The sequence below is a fragment of the Candidatus Pseudothioglobus sp. Uisw_050_01 genome (assembly GCF_048085775.1).
In the GTDB taxonomy this organism is placed as follows: Bacteria; Pseudomonadota; Gammaproteobacteria; order PS1; family Pseudothioglobaceae; genus Pseudothioglobus.
This window is the reverse complement of record NZ_CP159804.1, coordinates 991,111-1,016,844: the sequence shown is the minus strand read 5'-3', so window position 1 is coordinate 1,016,844 and position 25,734 is coordinate 991,111. Positions and strand designations below refer to the sequence as shown.

Annotated in this window: 21 protein-coding genes; 12 read left to right on the top strand and 9 right to left on the bottom strand. The window is 37.4% G+C overall.

All coding sequences use genetic code 11. The annotated features are described in order from the left end of the window. Positions 1-3 precede the first annotated feature (3 nt). Positions 4-1,479: a PLP-dependent aminotransferase family protein gene (locus ABXT51_RS05115; protein WP_416694178.1), complete on the bottom strand. Its 1,476-nt coding sequence runs from the start codon at positions 1,477-1,479 to the stop codon at positions 4-6. Positions 1,480-1,598: 119 nt separating this feature from the next. Between ABXT51_RS05115 and ABXT51_RS05110 the strand changes: the two genes are divergently transcribed. The 5 genes from ABXT51_RS05110 to ABXT51_RS05090 all read left to right on the top strand — a co-directional run bounded on the left by ABXT51_RS05110 (position 1,599) and on the right by ABXT51_RS05090 (position 6,960). After that, positions 1,599-2,960, top strand: coding sequence for an aspartate aminotransferase family protein (locus ABXT51_RS05110; RefSeq protein ID WP_416694176.1), 1,362 nt, complete (start codon positions 1,599-1,601; stop codon positions 2,958-2,960). Positions 2,961-2,995: 35 nt separating this feature from the next. Continuing rightward, complete coding sequence (gene ald / locus ABXT51_RS05105) at positions 2,996-4,114, top strand: alanine dehydrogenase (RefSeq protein WP_416694174.1); 1,119 nt, start codon at positions 2,996-2,998, stop codon at positions 4,112-4,114. Between the two features lie 21 nt (positions 4,115-4,135). Then, complete coding sequence (gene xsc, locus ABXT51_RS05100) at positions 4,136-5,908, top strand: sulfoacetaldehyde acetyltransferase (protein ID WP_271541334.1); 1,773 nt, start codon at positions 4,136-4,138, stop codon at positions 5,906-5,908. 65 nt (positions 5,909-5,973) lie between these two features. Continuing rightward, positions 5,974-6,525, top strand: a complete 552-nt coding sequence (locus ABXT51_RS05095; RefSeq protein WP_416694172.1) for a DUF924 family protein — start codon at positions 5,974-5,976, stop codon at positions 6,523-6,525. Positions 6,526-6,564: 39 nt separating this feature from the next. Beyond that, on the top strand, positions 6,565-6,960 hold the full coding sequence (locus ABXT51_RS05090) for a hypothetical protein (RefSeq protein ID WP_416694170.1): 396 nt from the start codon (positions 6,565-6,567) through the stop codon (positions 6,958-6,960). Here ABXT51_RS05090 and ABXT51_RS05085 read toward each other — a convergent pair. From ABXT51_RS05085 to aceA, 4 genes are all read right to left on the bottom strand, one after another. Then, positions 6,957-9,098: a malate synthase G gene (locus tag ABXT51_RS05085; RefSeq protein ID WP_416694168.1), complete on the bottom strand. Its 2,142-nt coding sequence runs from the start codon at positions 9,096-9,098 to the stop codon at positions 6,957-6,959. The two genes, ABXT51_RS05090 and ABXT51_RS05085, sit on opposite strands and share 4 nt — an antisense overlap. After that, positions 9,098-9,577 (bottom strand): ribonuclease E activity regulator RraA, encoded by a 480-nt coding sequence (gene rraA, locus ABXT51_RS05080; RefSeq protein WP_271556551.1) that lies wholly within the window; start codon positions 9,575-9,577, stop codon positions 9,098-9,100. Before rraA ends, ABXT51_RS05085 begins: the two co-directional genes overlap by 1 nt. Continuing rightward, the gene (gene aceK / locus ABXT51_RS05075) at positions 9,558-11,369 is read right to left on the bottom strand and encodes a bifunctional isocitrate dehydrogenase kinase/phosphatase (protein WP_416694166.1); all 1,812 of its coding nucleotides are present in this window, start codon (positions 11,367-11,369) and stop codon (positions 9,558-9,560) included. The genes rraA and aceK overlap by 20 nt, the downstream gene beginning before the upstream one ends. A 65-nt stretch (positions 11,370-11,434) precedes the next feature. Further along, complete coding sequence (aceA, locus tag ABXT51_RS05070; RefSeq protein WP_416686167.1) at positions 11,435-12,742, bottom strand: isocitrate lyase; 1,308 nt, start codon at positions 12,740-12,742, stop codon at positions 11,435-11,437. 158 nt (positions 12,743-12,900) lie between these two features. Between aceA and ABXT51_RS05065 the strand changes: the two genes are divergently transcribed. The 7 genes from ABXT51_RS05065 to ABXT51_RS05035 all read left to right on the top strand — a co-directional run bounded on the left by ABXT51_RS05065 (position 12,901) and on the right by ABXT51_RS05035 (position 21,421). Continuing rightward, positions 12,901-13,590 carry an IclR family transcriptional regulator gene (locus ABXT51_RS05065; RefSeq protein WP_416694164.1) on the top strand — a complete coding sequence of 230 codons (690 nt, stop codon included), beginning with the start codon at positions 12,901-12,903 and terminating at the stop codon, positions 13,588-13,590. 80 nt (positions 13,591-13,670) lie between these two features. After that, the gene (gene betB, locus ABXT51_RS05060; RefSeq protein WP_416694162.1) at positions 13,671-15,125 is read left to right on the top strand and encodes a betaine-aldehyde dehydrogenase; all 1,455 of its coding nucleotides are present in this window, start codon (positions 13,671-13,673) and stop codon (positions 15,123-15,125) included. Positions 15,126-15,142: 17 nt separating this feature from the next. After that, the gene (gene betA / locus ABXT51_RS05055) at positions 15,143-16,831 is read left to right on the top strand and encodes a choline dehydrogenase (protein WP_416694160.1); all 1,689 of its coding nucleotides are present in this window, start codon (positions 15,143-15,145) and stop codon (positions 16,829-16,831) included. A gap of 89 nt (positions 16,832-16,920) precedes the next feature. Then, a complete protein-coding gene (locus tag ABXT51_RS05050) occupies positions 16,921-18,123 on the top strand; it encodes a mandelate racemase/muconate lactonizing enzyme family protein (RefSeq protein ID WP_416694158.1) in 1,203 nt (400 codons plus the stop codon). A 26-nt stretch (positions 18,124-18,149) separates the two neighbouring features. Next, positions 18,150-19,115, top strand: a complete 966-nt coding sequence (locus ABXT51_RS05045) for an NAD(P)-dependent oxidoreductase (protein ID WP_416694156.1) — start codon at positions 18,150-18,152, stop codon at positions 19,113-19,115. A 100-nt stretch (positions 19,116-19,215) separates the two neighbouring features. Next, a complete protein-coding gene (locus ABXT51_RS05040) occupies positions 19,216-21,141 on the top strand; it encodes a M3 family metallopeptidase (RefSeq protein WP_416694154.1) in 1,926 nt (641 codons plus the stop codon). A 55-nt stretch (positions 21,142-21,196) separates the two neighbouring features. Continuing rightward, positions 21,197-21,421, top strand: coding sequence for a hypothetical protein (locus ABXT51_RS05035; RefSeq protein ID WP_416694152.1), 225 nt, complete (start codon positions 21,197-21,199; stop codon positions 21,419-21,421). A 7-nt stretch (positions 21,422-21,428) separates the two neighbouring features. Here the strand turns inward: ABXT51_RS05035 and fabF are convergent, their stop codons facing one another. The 4 genes from fabF to parE all read right to left on the bottom strand — a co-directional run bounded on the left by fabF (position 21,429) and on the right by parE (position 25,653). Beyond that, a complete protein-coding gene (fabF, locus tag ABXT51_RS05030) occupies positions 21,429-22,670 on the bottom strand; it encodes a beta-ketoacyl-ACP synthase II (RefSeq protein WP_416694150.1) in 1,242 nt (413 codons plus the stop codon). 127 nt (positions 22,671-22,797) lie between these two features. Then, positions 22,798-23,025, bottom strand: coding sequence for an acyl carrier protein (gene acpP / locus ABXT51_RS05025; protein ID WP_020024381.1), 228 nt, complete (start codon positions 23,023-23,025; stop codon positions 22,798-22,800). An 80-nt stretch (positions 23,026-23,105) separates the two neighbouring features. Next, entirely contained in the window at positions 23,106-23,777 is a 672-nt protein-coding gene (gene queC / locus ABXT51_RS05020) for a 7-cyano-7-deazaguanine synthase QueC (RefSeq protein WP_416694148.1), read from the bottom strand. Continuing rightward, positions 23,770-25,653 carry a DNA topoisomerase IV subunit B gene (gene parE, locus ABXT51_RS05015; protein WP_416694146.1) on the bottom strand — a complete coding sequence of 628 codons (1,884 nt, stop codon included), beginning with the start codon at positions 25,651-25,653 and terminating at the stop codon, positions 23,770-23,772. The genes queC and parE overlap by 8 nt, the downstream gene beginning before the upstream one ends. Positions 25,654-25,734 lie beyond the last annotated feature (81 nt).

Here is a 25,734-nt window from a genome sequence, read left to right as displayed (position 1 = left end):
GATTCAATACATCATTGCTTTAATTTCTTGTACGATTATATCTATACCTTTATTTATCTTATTAGTATCAATAGCAGAATACCCAAGATGCAAATAGTTTGATGGCGGTTTCTCTTCAGAGAATGACGCGTTTCCTGGTCTAACTGCTACGCCTTTGACTAAAAGTTTTTGACAAAGTTTTTCAGTGTCAATTGACTCTGGAATTTTTACCCAAAATGTTGAGCCTCCAAGAGTTGGAGTGCAAGATAAAAGAGGTTCTTGATTTATTTTTTCATTTATCAAACCCCAACGCTCTTTGTTTGTTTTTTGAATTTTGGTAAACATATTATGATAATGACCAAGGCCAATAAATAAGGCTACTGAACGTTGATTATTTGCAGGTATATGTCTTATCATTAGTCGCCTTAAAGCTCTTGCTTCTTTTACAAAGGCCTCTGGAGCAACCATATAGCCAAGCCTTAAACCAGGAGCAAAGGCTTTCGAAAAGCTTCCAACATAAATAACATTGTTATCCTTATCAAGACTTTTTAATGATGGATTAGGTTTTCTGAGAAAATTAACTTCAGCCTCATAGTCATCTTCAATAATTACCATTTGATTTTCTTTAGCGATAGATAGGAGCTTATTTCTTCTCTCCATACTCATTGTTACCCCTGTGGGGTATTGATGGCTTGGAGTGGTAAAAATAATATCAATCTCGGGTTTAATTTCATCCACTAAAATTCCGTCTTTATCAATGCCTATAGGAACAATGTTGTCAGTTCGAAAGCTAAAAATGTTTCTCACATCTGGGTATCCAGGATTCTCCATAGCAATAACTGTCCCTTGCTTAGCTAATAGACTGGCAATAATATAGATCGCATTCTGGCTACCTGAAGTAATTAAAATTTGATCTTTATTTGCCCAAATACCACGTTTTGGAAGTACTTTAGATTGAATTTGCTTAATTAAAGATGGGTCATCGCTATCAACATGATCAATATTCCATTTTTGTATTTCAGGAAGAGTTGACGAATGCCTAACAACCTCACGCCATTCGTAATAGGGAATTAAACTTTTATCAAGTTGGCCAATTGTAAATGAATATGGAAGGCTTTGCCAATTCTCAGGATTACGAATATTAGTTTTAATGGATGGCTTTTTGGTTATTAAAGCATCTAACCATAATGGAGGGCTAGTATTTTTAACTTGATCCTCATTACTATTTGTAAAATTCTCATAAAATTGCTCATTAACAAAATAACCTCTTCTTTCTTTTGGGGTGATGTAGCCATCAAATTCTAATTCTTTATAGGCAGCAATCACTGTATTTCTTGCAACTTTAAGAGCTGCTGCAAGGTTTCTAGATGATGGTAGGGGTTCGTTTGGGCCAATTAAGCCATTAGTAATAGCATCAATTAATTGCTGACGAATCTGCAACTGCAAGGTCCTAGGCTTGTCATGTCTTAGAGAAAAAAATTGGTTCCACATTTCATCCATTTATCTGGCCTATTAATTTTAAGAATTCTGGTTCTATATGTATTTAAATTTAGGACCCCTTGTATTTTATAATTCATTCTTTTGAATTACTATCAATTTTTACTTAAATCGGGGTAAGTATGTCTAATAATACACTTATACAAAATGATAAAGACCATGTTTGGCATCATTTAACGCAACATAAGGGCTTTGAATCGACTGATCCCATGATGGTCGCTAAAGCGAAAGGAATGGTTGTTACCGATACCAATGGTAATGAGTATCTTGATGGAACATCTGGCGGTGTATGGACAGTAAATTTAGGATTTGGAAGAGATGATATGGTTCAAGCTGTCAGTAATCAACTGACAAAAATTCCATACTTTGCGGGCTCTTTTGGTAACGAGCCTGCTGCTGAATACGCAAAAGAAGTTACCTCACTTATGCCAGGTTTAGAGCGCGTTTATTACTCAAACTCTGGCTCTGAAGCTAATGAAAAAGGCTACAAAATGGTTCGTCAGCTTGCCCATTTTCATAATGATGGGAAAAAACATAAAATTATTTATCGTGACCGTGATTATCATGGCACAACAATTGGAGCTATGAGCTCATCTGGCCAAATCCAAAGAAAAAAACAATATGGTCCGTTTGCTCCAGGATTTGTTGAAATGCCTCACTGCTGTTGTTATCGATGCCCATATGGAAAAAAATATGGAGAGTGCAATATCGAGTGCGCTACTGTCCTTGAAGATATTATTAAAAAGGAAGGGCCTGACACCGTAGGTTCTGTCGTTTTAGAGCCGATTACTGCAGGTGGCGGAGTTATTCCTCCTGTTCCTGAGTATTTCCCAATTATTGAGTCAATATGTAGAAAATATGACGTCCTTCTTCACATAGATGAAGTAGTTTGTGGCCTAGGTAGAACAGGAAAATGGTTTGGTTACCAGCACTATGATGTTCAGCCTGATATTGTCACTACAGCTAAAGGTTTAGCTGCTGGATATGCTGCTGTATCAATTACGGTTACTACTGAAAAACTTTTTAACATGTTTAAAGAGGATCCAACTAATGTTGATAGCTACTTCCGAGATATTTCTACCTTTGGTGGAAGCACTGCTGGCCCTGCAGCTGCACTTGAAGTTTTAAAGATTATTAAACGTGAAAAACTTTTAGAGAATGTTAATGAGGTTGGAGAGCATCTTAAAAATAAATTGCTTGAATTACAAGAAAAGCATGAAATGATTGGTGAAGTTCGAGGCAAAGGGTTATTTTGCGGTGTTGAGCTTGTAAAAGATAGGGCAACTAAAGAGCCTGTTGATGAAACTGTTGCAGCTAGCGTTGCAGCGCATTGTTTTAAAAATAAAGTGATGATTGGAAGAACTAATAGAAGTTTTGAAACTAATAATAATGTTTTGCTATTTAGTCCTGCATTCATATGTACTAAGACTGACATAGATTTAATCGTTGAATCTGTTGATAATGCCTTAGAAGCAAATAAATAGAAAAATTTTAATTAATTTAATATAGGAATATTGAGATGATAATTGGAGTGCCAAAAGAAATTAAAAACCATGAATATAGAGTTGGTTTGACGCCTAAAAGTGTTAAGGAGTTTGTTAGTCATGGCCACACGGTTTTAGTTGAAACTAATGCTGGTATTGGTATTGGGGCAAGCGATGATGATTATTCTAGTTGTGGCGCTGAAATCATATCTTCAGCTAAAGAAGTTTTTGCAACTGCGGATATGATTGTTAAAGTTAAAGAGCCTCAAGCCATAGAAATTGCAATGCTTAGAGAAGGTCAAATTCTTTATACATATCTTCACCTTGCACCAGATCCTGAACAAACGAAGGGGCTTGTAGAGAGTGGCGCTATTTGTATTGCTTATGAAACGGTTACTTCTCCAAGAGGCGGATTGCCATTATTGGCTCCTATGTCAAAAGTTGCAGGAAGAATGGCTGTTCAAGCAGGTGCTCACTTTTTAGAGCAACCAAATGGTGGAATGGGAGCTTTGCTTGGAGGTGTTCCAGGAGTAGACCCTTTGAATGTCGTTATTTTAGGTGGAGGCGTCGTTGGCGTTCATGCTGCCCATGTGGCAGTTGGAATGGGCGCAGATGTTTGGGTTTTGGATAACAATCCTGATACATTAGAGCAGCATTGGCAACAATTTGGCAGAAGCACGAATACTGTATTCTCAACTAAAAGTTCAGTAGAAGAGTATGTATTGCAAGCTGACTTAGTTATTGGCGGCGTATTGATTCCTGGTGCTGAAGCACCAAAACTAGTAACCAGAGAAATGATTAAGGCCATGAAACCTGGATCAGTTATTGTTGACGTTGCGATTGATCAAGGTGGTTGCTTCGAAACTTCAAAGGCAACAACTCACGCAGAGCCTACATACGTCATTGATGAGGTAGTTCACTACTGCGTTGCTAATATGCCGGGTGGAGTTCCAAAAACATCAACCTATGCGCTAAATAATGTAACACTTCCATTTGGACTTAGTATTGCAAATAAAGGCGTTAAACAAGCCTTATTAGATGATGAACATCTAAGAGCCGGATTAAATGTACATAGTGGCCAAGTAACATGTCCTGAAGTGGCTCATGACTTAGGTTATGATTACGTTTCAGCGCTTGATATGCTTAATAAATAAATTATAAAGGAGAACTGCAAAATGGCAAAAATGACTTCGAGTGAGGCTTTTGTTGAAACAATGGTCGCAAATGATGTAACCGATATCTTTGGTATTATGGGCTCTGCATTTATGGATGCAATGGATATCTTCGAGCCAGCTGGTATTAGATTTATACCTGTTGTCCACGAGCAAGGCGCTGCACATATGGCAGATGGATATTCAAGAGTAAGTGGAAGACATGGCGTGGTTATTGGTCAAAATGGCCCTGGTATTTCTAACTGCGTTACCGCAATTGCTGCTGCATATTGGGCACACAGCCCAGTTGTAATTGTTACGCCTGAAGCTGGAACAATGGGGATGGGCTTAGGTGGATTTCAAGAAGCAAATCAGCTGCCAATGTTTCAAGAATTTACTAAATATCAAGGCCATGTTGTTAACCCAATGAGAATGGCAGAATTTACTGGTCGCTGTTTTGATAGAGCGATGAGTGAGATGGCTCCAACTCAGTTAAATATTCCTAGAGATTATTTTTATGCAGAAGGTGAATTTACTATTCCTACTCCGCGTCGTGTAGATAGAGGTTCAGGTGGTGAAGATAGTTTAAATGAAGCTGTTGCATTAATTGGTAAAGCTAAGTTTCCAGTTATTGTTTCTGGCGGTGGTGTAGTTATGGCTGATGGTGTTGATGAATGTGCAGCTTTGGCTGAACGTTTAGGTGCGCCAGTAGTAAATAGCTACCTTCATAATGATTCGTTTCCTGCAAGTCATGATCTTTGGTGTGGTCCTCTGGGATATCAAGGCTCAAAAGCTGCAATGAAACTAATAGCAAAAGCAGATGTAGTTATTGCATTAGGTACGCGTTTAGGTCCTTTTGGAACTCTGCCTCAACATGGAATGGATTACTGGCCTAAAGACGCTCAAATTATTCAAATTGATGCAGATCATAAAATGCTTGGATTGGTCAAACCAATTAATGTTGGTATTTGTGGTGACGCTAAAGCAGTCGCAAGTATTCTTTGTCAAAAATTGGCATCTGAAACACTTAGTTGTGATTCTTCTAAAGCCGATAGAGCTTCAATTATTGCAGACGAAAAAGCTTCTTGGGAGTTAGAGCTTGATGAGTGGATTCATGAGACTGATTCATATAGCATGGATATGCTTGCAGATAAAGAAGAAGGGTGGCTCCATCCTAGACAAGTACTTCGTGAACTTGAAAAGGCAATGCCTGAAGACGTTATGGTGTCGACTGATATTGGTAATATTAACTCGGTTGCTAATAGCTATCTGCGTTTTGAAAAGCCTCGAAGCTTTTTTGCAGCAATGAGTTTTGGAAACTGTGGTTACGCCTTTCCAACAATCATTGGTGCTAAGGCAGCTGCCCAGCATAGGCCTGCAGTTTCTTATGCGGGGGACGGCGCTTGGGCAATGAGTATGGTTGAAACAATGACCTGTGTACGTCATGATATTCCTGTTACAGCTGTTGTATTTCATAATCGTCATTGGGGCGCTGAAAAGAAAAACCAAGTAGATTTTTATGACAGACGCTTTATAGCGGCTGAGCTTACGGATCAGCATTTTGTTAATATTGCAGAGTCAATGGGCGCTGAGGGTATTCGTGTTGACAAACTTGAAGACGTTGGCCCTGCACTTAAAAAAGCGATTGATATGCAGATGAACGAAAGAAAAACAACAATCATAGAAATAATGTGCTCTAGAGAGTTGGGTGACCCGTTCAGAAAAGACGCACTAAGTAAGCCAGTTAGACATCTAGAAAAGTATAAAGACTTTGGTGAAAAATCACCTCATCGTTAAGTACTAGCTATTAATCCTTTAGGGTGGTATATTACCCCGCTCTGAAGGAATTATTTTTAAGTACTATGAGCGAAAAAGCGATAATACCATCTGATATTCATCAATATTGGTTCTCAGAAAAAAGCAAACGACATTGGTTTTCATCAACTCCTGAAGTAGACAATGAAATCAAGCAGCGTTATGAAAATCTATGGGAGAGTATATCTTCTGGTGGGTTTATGGAGTGGCGTGACACTGCTGAAGGCTCAGTAGCCCTAGTAATTATTCTAGACCAGTTTCCTTTGAATATGTTTAGAGGTCAGGCAAAAAGCTTTAAATCGGAAGATATGGCTGTTGAGGTTGTCTTAAATGCAATTAATAATGGCTATGATGAAAAGCTAAGTGATGAAAAATTGCTTTTTCTTTTTATGCCTCTTATGCATAGTGAGAATATAGACCATCAAAATCTACAAGTGTATTTATTTCAAAAATATAACTTTAACTTAGAGTATTCTAAACATCATAGAGATATTGTTAAAAAGTTTGGTCGTTTTCCTCATAGAAATGAAATATTTGGGCGAATGAGTACTATGGAGGAGCTTGACTACCTTCTGTCAGATAATGCTTTTAGAGGTTAAATTGCATAATGATTACAAATAATACACAGGAGTCCATCAATGCAAGATAATAAAATTGAGTGTCATGATGGTGAATTCATTGAAACAAGTAAAGAGGAAATATTAGATGGGATTAATACATTCAATATAGATGAAGAGCACTATGATCAGTTCCCTGCTGAACTTTGGAAAGATGGAGATATTATCTTTAGTTGTTTAAAGGCAGAACACATTATCGATCAGGTCTTCGCAACTGCTGACGAGTCATTATGGGTCAATAGAGAGTTTATTATTAATGCGCTTGATAAGCAGTGGTATTACCCAAATATTTCAAGACAATTTAAAGACAATGAGTTCGAATACTTTGATTATATTCATGAGTCCTTAAGAGGTGATAAAAAAATTATCTCTCTTGTAGATAAATTAAGAAAACATAGTAAAGAATTTGATGACTAATTAGCCTCAAGAAACTTACGTCTGTATTTTATTAAAATTGCTTCCGTATAGCCATTAGGCTGACTCATTCCTTCAAAGGCCAGAGCTATTGATGCTTTGTAGGCAAAACTGTCATAATTTGGTGCAAGTGGAAGGTAGCTTGGATCATACTTATTTTGATCATCAACGATAACAGCCATTTCTTCAAATGCTTTATTAACCTCTTCTTTTGAGCACATTCCATGGTGAAGCCAGTTAGCCATATGTTGCGAGGATATCCTAAGGGTTGCACGGTCTTCCATAAGCCCAACATGATTAATATCTTGGACCTTAGAGCAACCAATTCCTTGGTTAATCCACTTAACAACATAACCCAATATACTTTGTGCATTATTGTTTATTTCATTAATAATTTTCTCTTTAGGCATCTGCTCTTCAATTCTCAAGAAAGGAATTACAAGTAAGTCGTCTTGGTTTGGGTGTTGTTGGTTTGCTAGTAGCTCTTTTTGCTTCTTAAAAACATCAAAGCGATGATAATGCGTTGCATGCAAAGTGGCTGCAGTAGGGGATGGAACCCATGAACAGCTTGCACCCGCCTCTAAATGAACCATTTTGTTGTCAAGCATTTGACGCATTTGATCTGGCTGAGCCCACATTCCTTTTCCAATTTGAGCTTTTTTAAATAGTCCACAATCAAGACCAGTACTAACATTGTTTGGCTCATAAGCTGAATACCACGCCTCTTCCTTTATGAGGTCTTTACAGCGCATTGCACCAGCCATCATAGATGTATGAATTTCATCACCAGTGCGATCTAAAAAACCTGTGTTTATAAAAATAATACGGCTTTTAGCCTCATGAATACAAGACTTAAGGTTAAGAGTCGTTCTTCTTTCTTCATCCATTACGCCTATTTTGAGCGTATTAGTTTTTAGAGATAAGGCTTTTTCAACAAGCCCAAATAACTCCATTGTAAATTTTACTTCTTCAGGGCCATGTAATTTAGGCTTAACAATATAGATGCTTCCTTTTTTTGAATTCGCTTTAAGTTTAATATCATGAAGCGCAATAAGTGAGGTCACCATTGCGTCTAGTATTCCCTCAGGAATTGGTGAGTCATCAAGGTTACTAACAATTCCTGTCATCATATGAATGCCAACATTACGAACGAGAGTCAAGCTTGTTCCAGCTAAGCTAAATTTCTCTCCATGTATATCAGTACAAACTTTATCTTCATTTAATGAGCGAGTAATGGTTTCACCACCCTTAGTAAACGTGGTGCTTAGTTCACGCTTCATGAGGCCTAAGTAGTTAAGATATGCATGAATTTTTTCCGCATTAGAAACTGTTGATGCTGAGTCTTCAAAATCGACAATAGTTGTTATTGCTGACTCAAGAATGACATCAAAAATACCGCTCTTATGTAAACTTCTTTCTTGGTCACAAACCACTTCTAGGTGAAGGTTATTATTCTTAAGTAATATATGCCCATCGTCAGTTAATCCTATATATTTCTCTGGATTAATTAAGGTTGCCAATTCACCATCATTTAGGTTGAATATTAAAGCACCAGAGTATTTAACTTGAGAGGTGATCTGTCTATAAGAAGCGCCTTTAAGAGGCGCAATTTCATCAAGAAAGTCACAGGCAAGTTCTGCAGTTAGATTAACTCGCTGAAGATTATGTGCAAAAGAGGTACTCATGCTGCCTTTGTTTGGAATTACATTCGTACCATAAAGGGAGTCAAATAAACTTCCCCAGCGAGCGTTTACCGCATTAAGAACAAAGCGCTGATTAGTAATAGGAACAACGAGCTGAGGGCCTGCAATTTGAGATATTTCATCATCTACTTCCTCAACATCAATAGAGAATTTATCAGGCATTGGAGTGATATATTCAATGCCCTCTAAAAATTTCTTATAGCTCTGAAGATCAATTCTTTTATTTTCAGCATGCCATTGGTCAATTTTAGATTGCAATAAGTCTCTCTTCTGAAGAAGGGATGTATTCTTTTCCTGTAGCTCATTTAAAATTTGAGAGAGGGATTTAAAGAAGTCTTTGGCTGAAATATCTAATCCATCACAAACCTCTTCTTCAATGAAGCTAAAAAAAGTATTGTCTACTCGAATCTTATTAATTATTTGACTATCACTGCTCATTAATTGGCCTTATTTTCAGTAACTATTACGCCATCTTCATCGGCATAAATATATTCATTTGGATTAAATTTTACATTTGAAAAAGAGACATTTATATTTCTTTTTCCAATTCCTTTTTTAACACTTTTTAATGGGCAAACGCCAAGAGCTCTTATGCCAATTGGCATTAAATTTATGGCTATTGAATCCCTGATCAATCCATAGATAATAATTCCTTCCCAGCCATTCCTGATTGCATCAGATGCCCTTTTATCACCTAGCATTGCGCACTTCATAGAGCCACCTGCATCGATTACTAATACAGATCCCTTGCCATGAGTATTTAAAGCCTGCTCAACTAGGGAGTTGTCCTCAAAGCACTTAACAGTAACAATGCGACCTGAAAATGATTTTTTTAACCCATAACTTTTATATACAGGCTCTAAATACTGGACATTAGGGTGAAGCTTATCCGAAATATCACATGTCGATAGAGTCATCCGTTTCTCCATATATTTCACTCATACGTTTTTCTGATCCATATGGATAATAATCCATGACCCCGTTGATCTTAATTTTTTCTTGAATTGAAATCCAGTAATTTGCATCGAGAAGTTTTTTATAATTTTTATTAAATACTTCTTTCATATATGGATTTGGAAGCATGAAATATCTAAATTCTTCTGGAAAGACGTCATTCTGACCAACGTAATACCAGGGCTCAGAGGCAAGCTCTTGCTCGTATGTCTTGGATTCAGGAATCTTTTTAAAGACGGGCGTGCTCATTAAGGTAATTTCGTCATAGTCATAAAAGACGACTCTATTTTGGCGAGTTACTCCAAAGTTTTTTGTAAGCATGTCGCCTGGAAAAATATTTGAATTAATTAGCTCATCTATCGCTTTTCCATAATCATTAATTATGTTTGTTTGCTGTTCTTTAGTGGCAGTTTCAAGATACATATTGAGTGGCGTCATTTTATTTTCAATGTACATATGCTTAATGATTAACAGGTCCCCCTCAATTTCAATATTTGAGCCTGCTTTTCTCTTCAACTCTATTAATAATGCATCATCGATATCTTTTAACGGAAAGGCAACATTTGAAAACTCCCATGTATCTGCTAATCTGCCTATTCTCACATGGTTTTTGACAAAGTAGTATCTGTCCTTAACCATCTCTTTTGTGCCCATTTTAGGAGGCGCAAAGCGGTCGTTGATAATTTTGAATACATAGGGGTACATTGGAAAAGTAAAGACAGACATAACCATGCCCTTGATACCGGGTGCAATTATTAACTTTTCACTAGTAATTTTTGAGTACTTAAGAAAATGTCGGTATAACAAAGTTTTGCCTTGCTTATGAAGCCCAATTGCGCTGTATAGAACTGCCCTAGTTTTTCCTGGCAAAATCTCTTTTAAATATTCAACAATTGCAGAGGGGTAGTCTGTTGTAATAAAAAAGTACGATCTTGAAAAGCTAAAAACAATGGATATCCCTCCAACTTCAGTGAGAAGGCTGTCGACGTATAAGCCTTTCTTTTCATCATTTAATAGAGCAATAAGGAGCGGCCTATCTGAGTGGAGCTGAGAGACAATTTTGCCTACAATGTAGGCGCATTTTCCTCTGATAAAAGGGGTACTAATGACTTGAATCTCGAAAACTTCAGAGTCTAGTCGCGGCATCTGGCTATAAAGCTGCTCTTTTAATCTTTGGATATCTTGACTGAGATTACCAAACTCACATTTAAAATTATAGCTATCAAGAATGGATTTAAAGGCTTCGCTCAGCTGACTATCTTCAACAAAGTAGCTGTCAATTACTGGCTCATCCATGTCAATATAATTCAGTGACACACATGGCCTTGTAAAAATAAACTGGTTATTATAAAAACTTCTTGAAAAGATCCTACAAAATACCGAGTTATAGAAGGTTTCAGCTAGCTCAGGCTGCTTGTGTTCAGTTATTAGTTCAATGTAGACATGCTTTGTATTTTTCCAGAATTCAGAGTTAAACTTCTCCATACTCGGTGATTCATTGAATTCAGCCTTTGCGCCATAGAGAGTTTGTTTTTTTAACTCTAACGATAGTTTTTTACAAAAGTAATCAACTTGTTCATCATAGAAATTAAGTCTTAACTTTGAATCGTCTTCTATTTTTTGCCATTCTCTCTCCTCAAAACACCTTTTTGCCTCTATAGAAGCACTCTTAATATTTTGGTAATGATACTCAAAGCCAATTAAAATCTTTTTAGCAATTGATAAAGAGAGCTTTTGAGATGAGTTACTAAGCATAATAAATAGTTACCAGTTAAAAGCCTTCTTTAATCAAGAAAGCTTGATACATAACAGCTTAAAACTTAGCTAAACTGCTCTTCTTCAGTTGAACCTTTTAATGCAGTAACCGATGACTCACCACCCTGTATTACAGTTGTAACGTCATCAAAATATCCTGCACCAACTTCTTGCTGATGAGATGCAAAAGTATAACCTTTCTTAGCAGCATCAAACTCAGGCTCTTGGACCTTATTCACATAATGCTTCATGCCTTCACCTTTTGCGTAATCATATGCAAGGTCAAACATGTTATACCACATGTTATGGATTCCAGCCAAAGTGATAAATTGATACTTATATCCCATCGCTGAAATATCTTCTTGGAAAGATGCAATTTGACTGTCACTTAGATTCTTTTTCCAGTTAAATGATGGCGAACAATTGTATGCAAGCAACTGATTAGGGTTTTCAGCTAAAACAGCTTCAGCAAATTCACGCGCAAAGCCAAGATCTGGTTTCCCAGTTTCACACCAAACTAGGTCAGCATAAGGGGCGTAAGCTACTCCTCTTGATATTGACTGCTCTAATCCATTTTTAACGATATAAAACCCTTCAGCAGTTCTTTTCCCGGTAACAAATGGAGCGTCATAAGGATCAACATCTGAAGTTAGAAGGTTAGCAGCCTCTGCATCAGTTCTTGCAAGAAGGAGTGTAGGGACGCCCATAACATCTGAAGCTAAGCGAGCAGATATTAATTTTTGAACTGCCTCTTGAGTTGGAACTAAAACTTTACCACCCATATGGCCACATTTTTTAACTGCAGCCAATTGATCTTCAAAGTGAGCTCCAGCAGCACCACTAGTAATCATATTTTTCATTAATTCAAATGAATTCAATACGCCTCCAAATCCAGCTTCTGCATCTGCCACAATTGGCAAAAAGAAATCAATAAATTTATCATCACCAGGATTAATTCCTTGAGCCCATTGAATTTCATCCGCTCTTTTAAAGGTGTTGTTAATTCGTCTAACCATTGTAGGGACAGAGTCATATGCGTAGAGTGATTGATCTGGATACATTGTTTCAGATGTATTTCCATCAGCAGCAACTTGCCAGCCTGAAAGGTAGACTGCTTCAATTCCAGCTTTAGCCTGCTGCATAGCCTGTCCTGCAGTAATAGCGCCCATAGAGTTTACATAGCCTTTCTTAGCTGAACCATTAACAAGATCCCATAGCTTTTCAGCGCCTCTTCTGGCATAAGTGCATTCTGGTTGAACAGATCCACGGAGCCTAACAACATCTTCTGCAGAATAAGTACGCTTTACGTTCGACCATCGAGGGTTTTCTTTCCAATCTTTTTCTAGGGCTTTAATTTGCTCTTCTCTATTCATTAGTATCTCCTTTTAATTTGGTTGTGTTTATATTACTTTTATCTACTCAAGCTTCTGAAATAGCTACTATTTACTTATATTTGAATAATACCAATTAAAAGATAATATGATCAAATAGTTTCACTATATAATATAATTTTTTCATAATATGAAATAAAATGAAACCTAGGTCTATTGATAAAAGTTACAACGCAATCGAAAAGTGCTTACAAATCTTGTCAATGTTTTCATTGGATAAATCTCAATTCTCAATAAAGGAGATCTGTGATCAGTTAAATTTTAATGTCTCAACTGCATATCGAATTCTAAGTACGCTTGAAGATTATGGCTACGTTTCAAGACTTAAGAATAAGAAGTACGTTGTGGGAACTCAGGCTCTTTATTTAAGCGCTATATATACGCAAAGTAATCATCTTGAGCAGATACGTCCTATAGTTGATAGGATCAGAGATATATCTGATGAAACTGCATCTTTCTTTGTTGAAGAAGATAATATGCGTATATGTTTATATAGAGCGCACTCAAGAGATGAGATCAGACATAACATTGAGCAGGGCTCTCGTTTAGAACTAAATCGTGGTGCCTCTGGGCGAATTATCTTAGCTTTTGGTAAGCGTAAAAATGACAAGCAGGGTTTTTATAAAGATATTCGTGATAAAGGCTATTACTTGTCAATAAATGAACATAATGCTGCGCTCTTTGCACTCGCCGTACCTGTTATTTCTAATAGTAATAAATTTGTTGGTGCTATTGTAGTATCAGGACCTATTAGCCGATTTGACGATTACCAAAAATCAATTCTTCTTCAGCTGCTTAACGATCAGCTTCAAAACATTGTAATGCCTTAATATTTTGATTAATTAATTTACTTACAGTGAGTTCATAGAATGTATCATTGTTTTTTACAATTTGATACTTATTAAGGTTTATGATAGAACATTTATATATTCATGGCGCCTATTTAAAATCTAATTCTAGTGAAACTTTTGAGTCTATTAATCCTGCAAATGGGCAAGTTATAGCTCTTATAGACCAAGCTAGTGAGAGTGATGTTGAGGCAGCTATTAAATCAGCTGAGAAGGGTTTTGCTGTGTGGAGCAAGATGACGGCCGTTGAAAGAGGTCGAATCTTACTCAAAGCAGTTTCTATTTTGCGTGAAAGAAACAATGAACTTGCTGCATTAGAGGTTGCTGATTGCGGCAAGCCATTACAGGAAGCTAATTGTGTTGATATCCATTCTGGTGCAGATGTAATTGAATATTATGCGGGCATTGCCCCGGGTTTGCAGGGCGCTCAGCAAGATTTAAACTCGAGTACCTTTTACATTTCAAAAAGAGAGCCTTTAGGGGTTTGTGCTGGTATTGGTGCTTGGAACTATCCTATTCAAATTGCTTGCTGGAAATCTGCTGCTTGTTTGGCTGCTGGGAATTCAATGGTATTTAAACCTTCTGAAGAAACTCCACTTAGCGTTTTAAAGCTTGCTGAAATATATACAGAAGCAGGGATGCCTCCAGGAGTATTTAATGTCGTCCAAGGTGACTATCGCGTAGGCCAGTACTTAACTCGACATCCAAGAGTTGCTAAAATTTCTTTTACTGGAGAAAGTGGAACGGGAAAGAAGATAATGGCAGATGCAGCTGGAAGCCTTAAAGAGGTAACTTTGGAGCTTGGAGGCAAGTCGCCATTAATTATTTTTAATGACGCTGATATTGATAATGCAATCTCTGGAGCGCTTCTTGCAAACTTCTATACTCAAGGTGAGGTTTGCACCAATGGAACAAGGGTGTTTGTACAATCTGGTATTTACGATAAATTTATAGAAAAAGTCTGTCAGAGAAGTAAAAAAATAAAACTAGGTGATCCAATGGATTTAGATACTCAGATGGGCGCTTTAATAAGCTCAAAGCATCTTGATAAGGTTATGGATTATATTGATAAAGCTAAAAAATCAGGCGCTCGACTTGTTCTTGGTGGAAATCGCCATAAATCCAAAGAAACAGAAAATGGGTTTTTTGTAGAGCCAACAATTTTTGCAGATTGTAAAGACGATTCTGAGCATGTTACTGATGAAATTTTTGGGCCAGTAATGTCCATTCTGCGCTTTGATGATGAGGCAGAAGTAATTGGCAGGGCAAACGATACTAAGTTTGGTTTAGCGGCTGGCGTTTTTACGCAAAACATTAATCGGGCGCACCGAGTTATTAATCAATTAGAGGCAGGAATTTGCTGGATTAATAGTTGGGGAGATTCTCCTGCTGAGATGCCAGTTGGAGGCTATAAAGAGTCTGGAATAGGCCGTGAAAATGGCCCCGAAACTTTGAAGAGCTATACACAAATTAAAAGTATTTTTGTTCGGTTGGATGACGTTGAGAGTCCTTATTAATATAGGCTAAGAAATATATGAGTAATGAGTTCGATTATATTGTTGTAGGTGCCGGTTCGGCGGGCTGCGTTTTGGCAAATCGTTTGACTGAGTCTGGTGAAAATAGAGTATTACTTCTAGAAAATGGAGGTAGTGATAAAAACATAATGATTCAAATGCCAACTGCACTGTCATACCCTATGAATACTGATAAGTATGCATGGCAATTTCATACTCAGCCAGAGCCTTTTCTTGATAATCGAAAAATGCATTGTCCTAGAGGCAAAGTGATGGGAGGTTCTTCCTCCATAAATGGAATGGTATATGTGCGAGGCCATGCGCGTGATTTTGACCAATGGGAGGAGCAAGGGGCAGAGGGTTGGTCCTACAAAAATTGTCTGCCATATTTTAAGCGCTCTGAAAAATGGCATTTGGGCGAAGATAACTACCGTGGAGGTAGCGGTCCTGTGGCAACTTCAAATGGTAATAACATGAAATTAAATCCCCTTTATCGAGCCTTTATTGAGGCTGGAGTGGAGGCTGGTTATCCTGAAACTGCGGATTATAATGGCCAGCAACAGGAGGGCTTTGGTCCAATGCACATGACCGTTGGAAGTGGTGTTCGCTCTTCTACATCAAATGCCTATATTAAACCAGCTAAAAATAGATCAAACCTTACAATACTAACTGGAGTGCTTGTTCAGCGAGTAATTCTAAAGAATAAAGTTGCAACTGGAGTTGAGTATTCAATTAACGGCCAAACTAAAATATTGAATGCGAATACAGAGGTGATACTTTGTGCTGGGTCAATTGGTTCACCTCAGCTACTTCAGTTATCTGGGATTGGCCCAAAAAATGTCCTAAAAGATGCTGGAGTTTTGCTGCAACACGAATTGCCGGGTGTTGGCGAGAATCTCCAGGACCATCTTGAGGTATATTTTCAATATCATTGTAAAAAACCAATTACACTTAACAGTAAATTAAACTTATTTAGTAAGGGTCTTATTGGTGTGCGCTGGATTCTATCTAAGTCAGGGCTGGGCGCAACAAATCATTTTGAGTCTTGTGGTTTTATTCGATCTCGTGCAGGCCTTGAGTGGCCTAATATTCAGTATCATTTTCTCCCAGCTGCAATGCGATATGATGGAAACGCAGCAATGAAGGGGCATGGGTATCAAGTTCATGCAGGCGTCAACAAAGTTAGCAGTCGGGGCAGCGTTAAGATTAATAGCTCAGACCCGCAAGATAAGCCAACAATCCTATTTAACTATTTGGAGAGCGAGCAAGATAGACAAGATTGGCGTGATTGTATTCGATTGACTCGAGAGGTTTTAAGTCAGCCAGCATTGGATGAATATAATGCGGGTGAAGCAAGCCCAGGATTAGAGGTTAGTAGTGATGATCAAATAGATTCTTGGGTTAGGGCAAATGTTGAAAGCGCTTATCACCCATCTTGTTCTTGCAAAATGGGTGAATTAAGTGACCCTATGACTGTTGTTGATAATCAAGGCAAAGTAAATGGTATTGAAAAGTTAAGAGTAATTGATTCTTCTATATTTCCAACAATTCCAAATGGTAATCTTAATGGGCCAACAATTATGTTAGCTGAAAAAATGGCGGATATCGTACTAGGAAATAAGCCACTCAAAGCTTCTGAAGCCGATGTATGGATTGATTCAGATTGGCAAAAAACCCAACGATCAGGGCGACCTAATAGGGCGTCGTAAAGTAAATAATTTATCGTAAACAAAATAACTTGCTTATTTTTATAAACCCGTATAAAAATTACATAAATATAAATTACTAAAAATATGGCATGGAAGTCGTAAAATTAAATACTTATGTAGTTGGTACCCCAAAACCTCATATTGGGGGAATGTATTGGATTTTCCTTTCTATTGAAACTAAGTGCGGCATCGTTGGGATTGGAGAGATATATTCGGCCTCCTTTCATCCTGAAGTTGTTGTTAAGGCAACTGAAGATGTCTTTGAGCGATACCTAAAGGGCCATGACCCGCATCATATTGAGCGCTTCTTCAGAGAGTGTTTTTCAAGTGGCTTTACTCAAAGGCCGGATTTGACAATGATGGGGGTATTAAGTGGTCTAGAGATGTCTTGTTGGGATATTATTGGAAAAGCTGCAAATAAGCCAATATATGAGCTTATAGGAGGCAAGGTCCATGACAAGCTAAGGTCATATACATATCTATACCCAAAAGACAAAAATGGAGTGCTTAATTACGATGATCCAGACTTAGGCGCTGAGTCTGCTATAAATTTTATGGAGCAGGGCTTTAGTGCAGTTAAGTTTGATCCAGCTGGACCTTATTCAATATATTCTGGACATCAAATATCACTGAGCCGCTTAAAGCACTGCGAAAATTATTGCCAAAAAGTAAGGGAGGCTGTTGGAGATAACTGTGACCTTCTTATTGGAACTCATGGGCAGTTAACTCCCGCTTCAGCTGTGCGGCTAGCAAAGAGGCTTGAAAAGTTTGACCCTTTGTGGTTTGAAGAGCCTGTTCCTCCCGGCCAGTCAAGTGCAATGGCAGAAGTTGCAAGTAAGACAAGTATTCCAGTTGCTGCTGGAGAGCGCTTAACAACAAAGTATGAGTTTTTTGATATTTTAAAAAATAACTCTGCGTCAATAATTCAAATGAATTTAGGGCGAGTTGGCGGTATTTTAGAGGCTAAGAAAATTGCGAGCCTCTCTGAAGTTTTTTATGCCCAGATTGCCCCGCATATTTATAATGGACCAGTAGGAGCTGCAGCTAGTATACAACTCGCTACTGCAACACCAAACTTCCTAATTATGGAAAGTATTGGGACTTGGGATGGCTTTCACTCAGATGTACTGATGCAGCCTCTTGATTGGAGTAAAGGAAATATTATTCCTTCAGATAAACCAGGATTAGGGATAGATCTTAACCTTAAAGTTATTGAAGCGAATTCACCCTATAAAGGAAAAAAGCTCCATCTTTCGATGGATACAAAACCTTACTATGTTGATGACGATTAAAAATTTGTAGTTTTTTGGAGATTTAGATGAAAGTAGGTTTTATTGGTTTAGGGAATGCAGGTGGCAAACTTGCAGGCAGTATTTTAAGAAATGGTTTTGACCTTACAGTTCATGATCTTAACTCTTCTCTTGTTAATGAGTTTATTGAAAGAGGAGTAAAGAGTGTTGGCTCGCCTCAAGAAATGGCAAAGAGATGTGATGTGATTATTACTTGTTTACCTTCTCCAAAAGCCTGCTCTGAAGTTATGGAATCTTCTGATGGGATCTTATCGGGATTAAGCAAAGGGAAAATTTGGCTTGAGATGAGCACTACAGATGAGGCTGAGATTCGAAGAATTGGTGCTTTAGTTGAAGAAATTGGTGCATTGCCAATTGATTGCCCTGTTTCAGGAGGCTGCCATAGGGCTGATACAGGTAATATTTCAATCTTTGCTGGATGCTCAAGAGAGGCTTTTGAAAGAGCTTTGCCAATACTAACTACCATGGGTAGACGAGTTCTTCATACTGGTGACTTAGGTACAGCCTCAACTCTAAAAGTTATGACCAATTATTTGGCTACAGTTAACCTTGCTTCGATAGCAGAAGCGCTAACAACAATGAAGATGCTTGGAATGGATATGAACGTAACTTATGAGGCGATCAAAGCATCTTCTGGAACTTCATTTGTCCATGAAACTGAATCTCAGGTTATTCTAAATGGTAGCAGAGATATAAGCTTTACAATGGATTTGGTTTCTAAGGATATTGGGATTTTTAATGAGCTTGCTCAGAGAAAAGGATTAGATTTAGAAATTGCCCCTTTAATTGTTGAGATTTTTAAAGATGGTGAGAAGAGATACGGGCCACGTGAGCTGTCTCCAAACATCATTAGGAGGCTCGAAGAAAGGGCCAATGTTGAAGTGTTGGGGGATGGTTTTCCAGCTGAAATGATTGATGATGAGCCAGAAGAAAAAGGCTATGAAGTAATAATTAAAGGTCGAAAAGATATTTAGTTTTTTAATAATTAAAGCTTAAAAATTAATATTTTCAGCAAGCTCTATAAAGTCATCTAAATATATTAAAATTCATTAACTTTTTTAAATTAGTCCTATTATGAATAGCAATCAAACTCCAAACTTTAAGCCAAAAGATATCGTTCTTAATATTTCCCAAGTTGTAAAAGATGGTATTAAGCAATCGGTACTTGCAAGTAAAGGTAATGATTGGGAGAGTGTGGTGGGTGTGCTTGATAATAACGAACATCTTATTGGCAAAGAGATGAGTGTTAACTCTCATCTTAATGCAGTTATGTTTTCTGAAGAGTTTAACAAGGACTACGAAAAAACCTTACCAATAATCTCCAACTACTATAGTGATCTTGGTGCTAATGAAGACTTGTATGAAGCATTTAAAAGAGTTAAGAATACAAGTCTTAATGATCAACAAAAGCACATTGTTAAAGACTCAATTAAGGGTTTTGAGCTTTCAGGAGTTGCCCTTAAGGGGGGTAATTCTAAAAGATTTAAAGAGATTCAAGAAAGATTAAGCGTTTTAAGTAATCAGTTTTCTAAAAATGTTTTACAAGCAACCAACTCCTGGAAAAAGTCAGTCTCTATTGATGATTTGAATGGATATAGTGAGGCAGAGCTTTCCAAGGTTAGAGAGGGAGATGAGTACATCGTAAGTCTTCAAATACCAGTCTACATTGATCTTATGACTTATGCTGAGAATAGAGGCTTAAGAGAGGAGGTTTATAGAGCATATATTTCAAGAGCGTCTGATGTTGGGATTACTCCAGTTAAATTTGATAACCGCAAGGTTATGGATGAGATCTTAAAATTACGCTCAGAAATGTCTATCCTTCTGGGTTTATCAAACTATGCAGAATACTCGGTTCAATCCAAAATGGTAGACTCACCCGAATCCGTTATAGATTTTCTAGAGAAGTTAGTAGATCTATCTCATCTGCAAGCAAAGACAGAATTGAAAGATCTGGAGGCTTTTGCTGGACATGATTTAATGCCATGGGACTTAATGTTCTACTCAGAGAAATTAAAGCAAAAAGTGTTTAACTTTAAGAGTGCTGATTTAAAGCCATATTTTCCAGAGAGTAGTGTTCTTAGCGGTTTATTTGAAACGATTCAAAATCTTTATAGTGTAACGCTTACTGAGGTGGAAGAGGATTGCTATCATCCTGACGTTAGGGTAATAATGTTAGAGGATGAAGATGGGCCAATTGGAAAAATATATTTTGATGTTTATGCAAGAGAAAATAAGCGAGGTGGGGCTTGGATGTCAGACTTCCAAGGATTATATAAAGACTCCTTGCCAGTTGCGTTTGTTGTTTGTAATTTAAACTCACCTAAAGATGGTAAGCCAGCGTTATTTGATTTTGATGAGATTGTGACTATTTTTCATGAGTTTGGTCACGCGCTTCATCATTTATTAACTAAAGTTACTTTTCCATGTGCAGCCGGAATTAGCGGTGTTCCATGGGATGGCGTTGAGCTCCCTAGTCAATATATGGAAAATTTTTGTTATGAAAGAGGCGTAATTGATTTAATTTCGGGTCACTGGGAAACGGGTGAAAAATTACCTGAAGAATTATTTAATAAAGTGATTGACTCTAAAAACTTTCAATCAGGACTGCAGATGCTTAGGCAGTGTGAATTTTCGCTATGGGATATAAATACTCATATTTCAAATCTAGATACATATAAAGTTCTAGATAGCGTGAGAGAGAAAACCGCTTTAGTTCCAGTTATTGATGAGAATAGATTCCTTAATTCTTTTTCCCATATTTTTAGTGGTGGTTATGCAGCTGGGTATTTCAGCTATAAATGGGCTGAGGTGTTGGCTGCAGATGCTTATGAATTTGTTAAAGATAATGGTGGAATTGAGTCTAAATCTGCTGATGATTTCCGAAGATTTATTCTTGAAGTTGGTGGTAGTCTTGACTTTATGGGGCAATACATCAAATTTCGTGGCGGCAAGCCTAAAATGGAAGGCCTCTTAAAGTCTTCTGGAATTTCAATTTAAGATATATAAACTTGGTAAAATATGATTTATTTGTTTTCGCTAGTGGAAAAAACTGATGATTAAGTATTTGTTAGGTGCAATTCTTGCTTTAGCTGTTATTGGCGGCGCCTTCAAATATGAATCTAATGACACTAGTTGGCAATTAATTATTCTTAAGAAAGAGGCTTTAAATAGTGTAACTAACGGGGCGATAAGAATTTACAAGCTATTTCCAGATATTAAATCACTATTTTCAGATTCAAATTTAGCTGGTTCTGAGGAAATAATACTAGAGGACTAGAGTTCTTTTAAGGTGCCTTAGATATAACAAGTGAGCCATTAGTCCCGCCAAACCCAAAAGAGTTTGAAATTGCATGATTAATCTTCATTTCTCTTGCTTCATTCGCAGCATAGTCTAAGTCACATTGTGGGTCCTGATTAAATATATTTATTGTGGGAGGTGCTACTTGATCTCTAATTGCAAGAGTTGTAAATACTGCTTCAATACCGCCTGCAGCGCCCAAAAGATGGCCAGTCATTGATTTAGTTGAGCTCATAACAATATTTTTTGAGTGTGTACCTAAAGCTAGTTTAGCGGCCTCTGTTTCAGCGGCGTCACCAGCTGGAGTCGAGGTTCCATGAGCATTAATATAATCTAGCTGATTAAGATTGATACCGGCATTATTCATAGCATTTTTCATGCATCTTGCAGCACCTTCGCCGCCTTCTGATGGAAGCGTCATATGATATGCATCACTACTCATGCCATATCCTGTAAGTTCTCCATAAATGTGTGCCCCACGTTTTTTAGCGTGCTCATACTCCTCAAGAACGACAACGCCTGCACCGTCACCAAGAACAAAGCCATCTCTATCAACGTCCCAAGGTCTTGAAGCAGTTTCTGGGTCATCGTTTCTAGTGGAGAGTGCTCGAGCTGCAGCAAAGCCCCCAAGGCCACAGTTAGTTGTTGACATTTCAGTTCCTCCAGCAATCATAACGTCAGCATCACCATATTCAATTATTCTTGAGGCATCACCAATATTATGAGTTCCGGTTGTACACGCAGTTACAATTGCAAAATTTGGACCCTTAAGACCAAATTTGATAGACATGTTCCCAGAGACCATGTTGATAATGGAAGAGGGTACAAAGAATGGGGAGATTCTCTTGGGCCCTTTCTCTCTAAAAAGATCTGCTGTTTTTTCAATTGTAGTTAATCCACCAATGCCAGCACCAATTGCAACTCCAATTCTCTCAGCATTTTCGTCTGTTACTTCAATGCCGCTATCTTTAAAAGCTTGAATTCCAGCCGCCATACCGTAATGAATAAATATATCCATTTTTTTAGCCTCTTTAGGGCTTAAGTATTGAGACACATCAAACTCTTTAACAGCCCCTCCAAATTTAACAGCTTGAATTTCAGTATCTATATTTGTTATTGGCGCTATACCAGAAACGCCATTAATAATATTAGCCCAAGCATCATTAACATTGTTACCTACTGGGCTTACAATACCTAATCCAGTAATTACAACTCTTCTTTTATTCATAGTAGATTTTCTTTTAAAGTTAACAAAGTAAATTTATATAAGTTATTTAATTTGAGAGATAAATGTTGCGTAAAAAAAGGCGTATTACTTTTTAAAGTAAACGCCTTATAAGATTTATTGAAGTTTATTAAGTGTTTGCGTTGATATAATCTATTGCTTGTTGAATAGTAGTAATATTTTCTGCTTCTTCGTCTGCAATTTCACAATCAAACTCTTCTTCAAGAGACATTACAAGTTCTACAGTATCTAATGAATCAGCCCCTAAATCATCGATAAATGAAGCATTATTGTCAATTTCACCACTAACATCTAACTGCTCACTTACAACTTTACGTACTCTATCTTCAATACTCATTTTGAGTTAAATCCTTAAATTGTTTAAAAGTTTATATTTTATCTTCAAAAAACATTTAAATAGCGCTAAATTTTAAATATTTATTGATAAAAAGTTGGATCCTTAATGTTTGCATTGTTAAAGCCATTTATCCTAAGTACGCATGCATCACACTCGCCACAAGCCTCTCCATTTGAGTTAGCTAGGTAACAGCTAATAGTTTGTGAGTAGTCAACACCAAGACTTAATCCTTTGTGGATGATCTCTGCTTTGGTCATACTAATTAAAGGCGTTTTAATTTCAATTTTTTCACCTTCAACAGATTGCTTTGTTGCCAGATTTGCCATATCTTCAAATGCTTTAATAAATTCAGGTCTGCAATCAGGATAGCCAGAGTAATCAAGAGCATTAACACCAATATAAATTTTTTGACAGTCAATTACTTCAGCCCATGCTAGTGCAAAAGATAAGAAAATAGTATTTCGGGCTGGGACATAAGTGACAGGGATTTCATCACTTTTAGAGTACTTTGGAACATCTATTTTGTCATCTGTTAAAGCAGAGCCTCCAATATCAGCAAGGGAGATTTTCATAATGCGATGCTCTACCACTTTAGATTGCTTGGCAATAGTTTTTGCAGATTCTAGCTCAGAGCTTTGCTTTTGACCATAATCAAAACTTAGCGCATAACATTTAAAATCATGAGCTTTTGCAATTGCAAGTACGGTTGTTGAGTCTAAGCCACCAGATAACAAAACAATCGCTTTAGACATTTGCCAGGTTACCTTTGGTCTCTAACCAAGATTTACGGTCTGAAGCTCTTTTTTTAGAAAGCAGCATGTCCATAGTTTCTGCAACCTGAAGTGGGTGATTAAGAGTCAACTGAATTAATCTTCTAGTATCTGGCTGCATGGTTGTTTCTCTAAGCTGCTTTGGATTCATCTCACCTAATCCTTTAAATCTTTGAACTTGAATTTTTTGACGACTATTTTCCTTTGCAAGTTTGGCTTCAAATGCGTCTTTCTCTTTATCATCTAGGGCGTAGAATACCTGCTTTCCTGCATCAATCCTATATAGAGGCGGCATTGCCACATAGACATGACCTTCTTTAACTAGCTTAGGGAAGTGCTTAACAAATAAAGCGCAAATAAGGGTAGCAATATGAAGTCCATCTGAGTCAGCATCAGCTAAGATACAAACCTTACCATATCGAAGTCCAGAAAGATCACTATTATCCGGCTCTAAACCAATTGCAACACTTATATCATGAATTTCATTTGAGGCAAGAACTTGAGAAGAGTCAACTTCCCATGTATTAAGAATTTTACCTCTAAGTGGCAATATGGCTTGATACTCTTTGTCTCTAGCCTGTTTTGCTGAGCCTCCAGCAGAGTCTCCTTCAACTAAAAAAACTTCAGTTTGATGAAGATCGACACTCGTGCAATCAGATAGCTTTCCAGGAAGTGCTGGACCGCTTACGATTTTTTTGCGTATAACTTTCTTAGCAGTTTTTAATCTGATTTGAGCATTAAGGATAGCTAGTTCAGCAATTTTTTCAGCTATATCAGTATGCTGATTTAGCCATAAACTAAATGAGTCTTTAACTACTCCTGAAACAAAAGAGGCGCACTCACGTGAAGAGAGTCTTTCCTTTGTTTGGCCTGAAAACTGCGGATCAAGAATTTTAATTGACAATACAAAGGCAATATTTTGCCAAACATCATCAGGCGTTAATTTAATATTTTTTGGTATAAGGCTTCTGAACTCACAAAACTCTTTTAATGCATCTGTTAATCCAGATCGGAGTCCATTAACGTGAGTTCCTCCACCAATTGTAGGAATCAAGTTTACAAAGCTTTCAGCCGTAGTATTTGTTGTATTTTCAGTCCAAGTTAGTGCAGAATTAAGCTGCTCCTCTTTCGTTTTACTAGAGATTACAAAAGGTATTGCGGGAATGCAATCTAACCCATCTAGAGAAGCTTGAAGGTAGTCTTTAATACCATCTTCAAATAGCCATTTATCTGTTGTTTCATCAATTTCATTTACAAAGTTAACTTCAAGCCCAGGGCAAAGTACTGCTTTAGAGCGAAGATTATGCCTTAAGTTTTTGATTGAAAACTTTACAGTATCAAAATATTGAGGATCTGGCGAGAACTTTATTAAAGTTCCAGTATTTCGCTTACCAACCTCTCCTATTTCCTCTAAATCTTTTGATTTAGCGCCTGATTCAAATTGCATATAGTATTGCTTTGAATCTCTTTTTATCCAGATTTCAATTGAAGTCGATAGGGCGTTCACAACAGAAATTCCTACCCCATGAAGTCCACCAGAGAATTGATAAGAATCATTTGAGAACTTGCCGCCAGCATGAAGCTTTGTTAGGATAACCTCAACAGCAGGTGTTCCTTCTTTTGGATGAATATCTACAGGTATTCCTCTGCCATTGTCTTCAACAGACATAGAATTATCTTTATGAAGAGTTACGTTGATTTGAGTTGCATAGCCTGAGACAGCTTCATCAACACTGTTATCAACTACTTCTTGAGCGAGATGATTTGGACTTTCAGTATCGGTATACATTCCTGGGCGTTTTTTGACTGGCTCCAGGCCAGTTAGTACTTCTATTGATGACGCGTCGTAATTAGACATATGATGTATTGGTTGTAATTGGCTGACATAATACCAAAAAAAAGCCCCAAAAAATGGGGCTTTTTTTATAAAGACAAATAG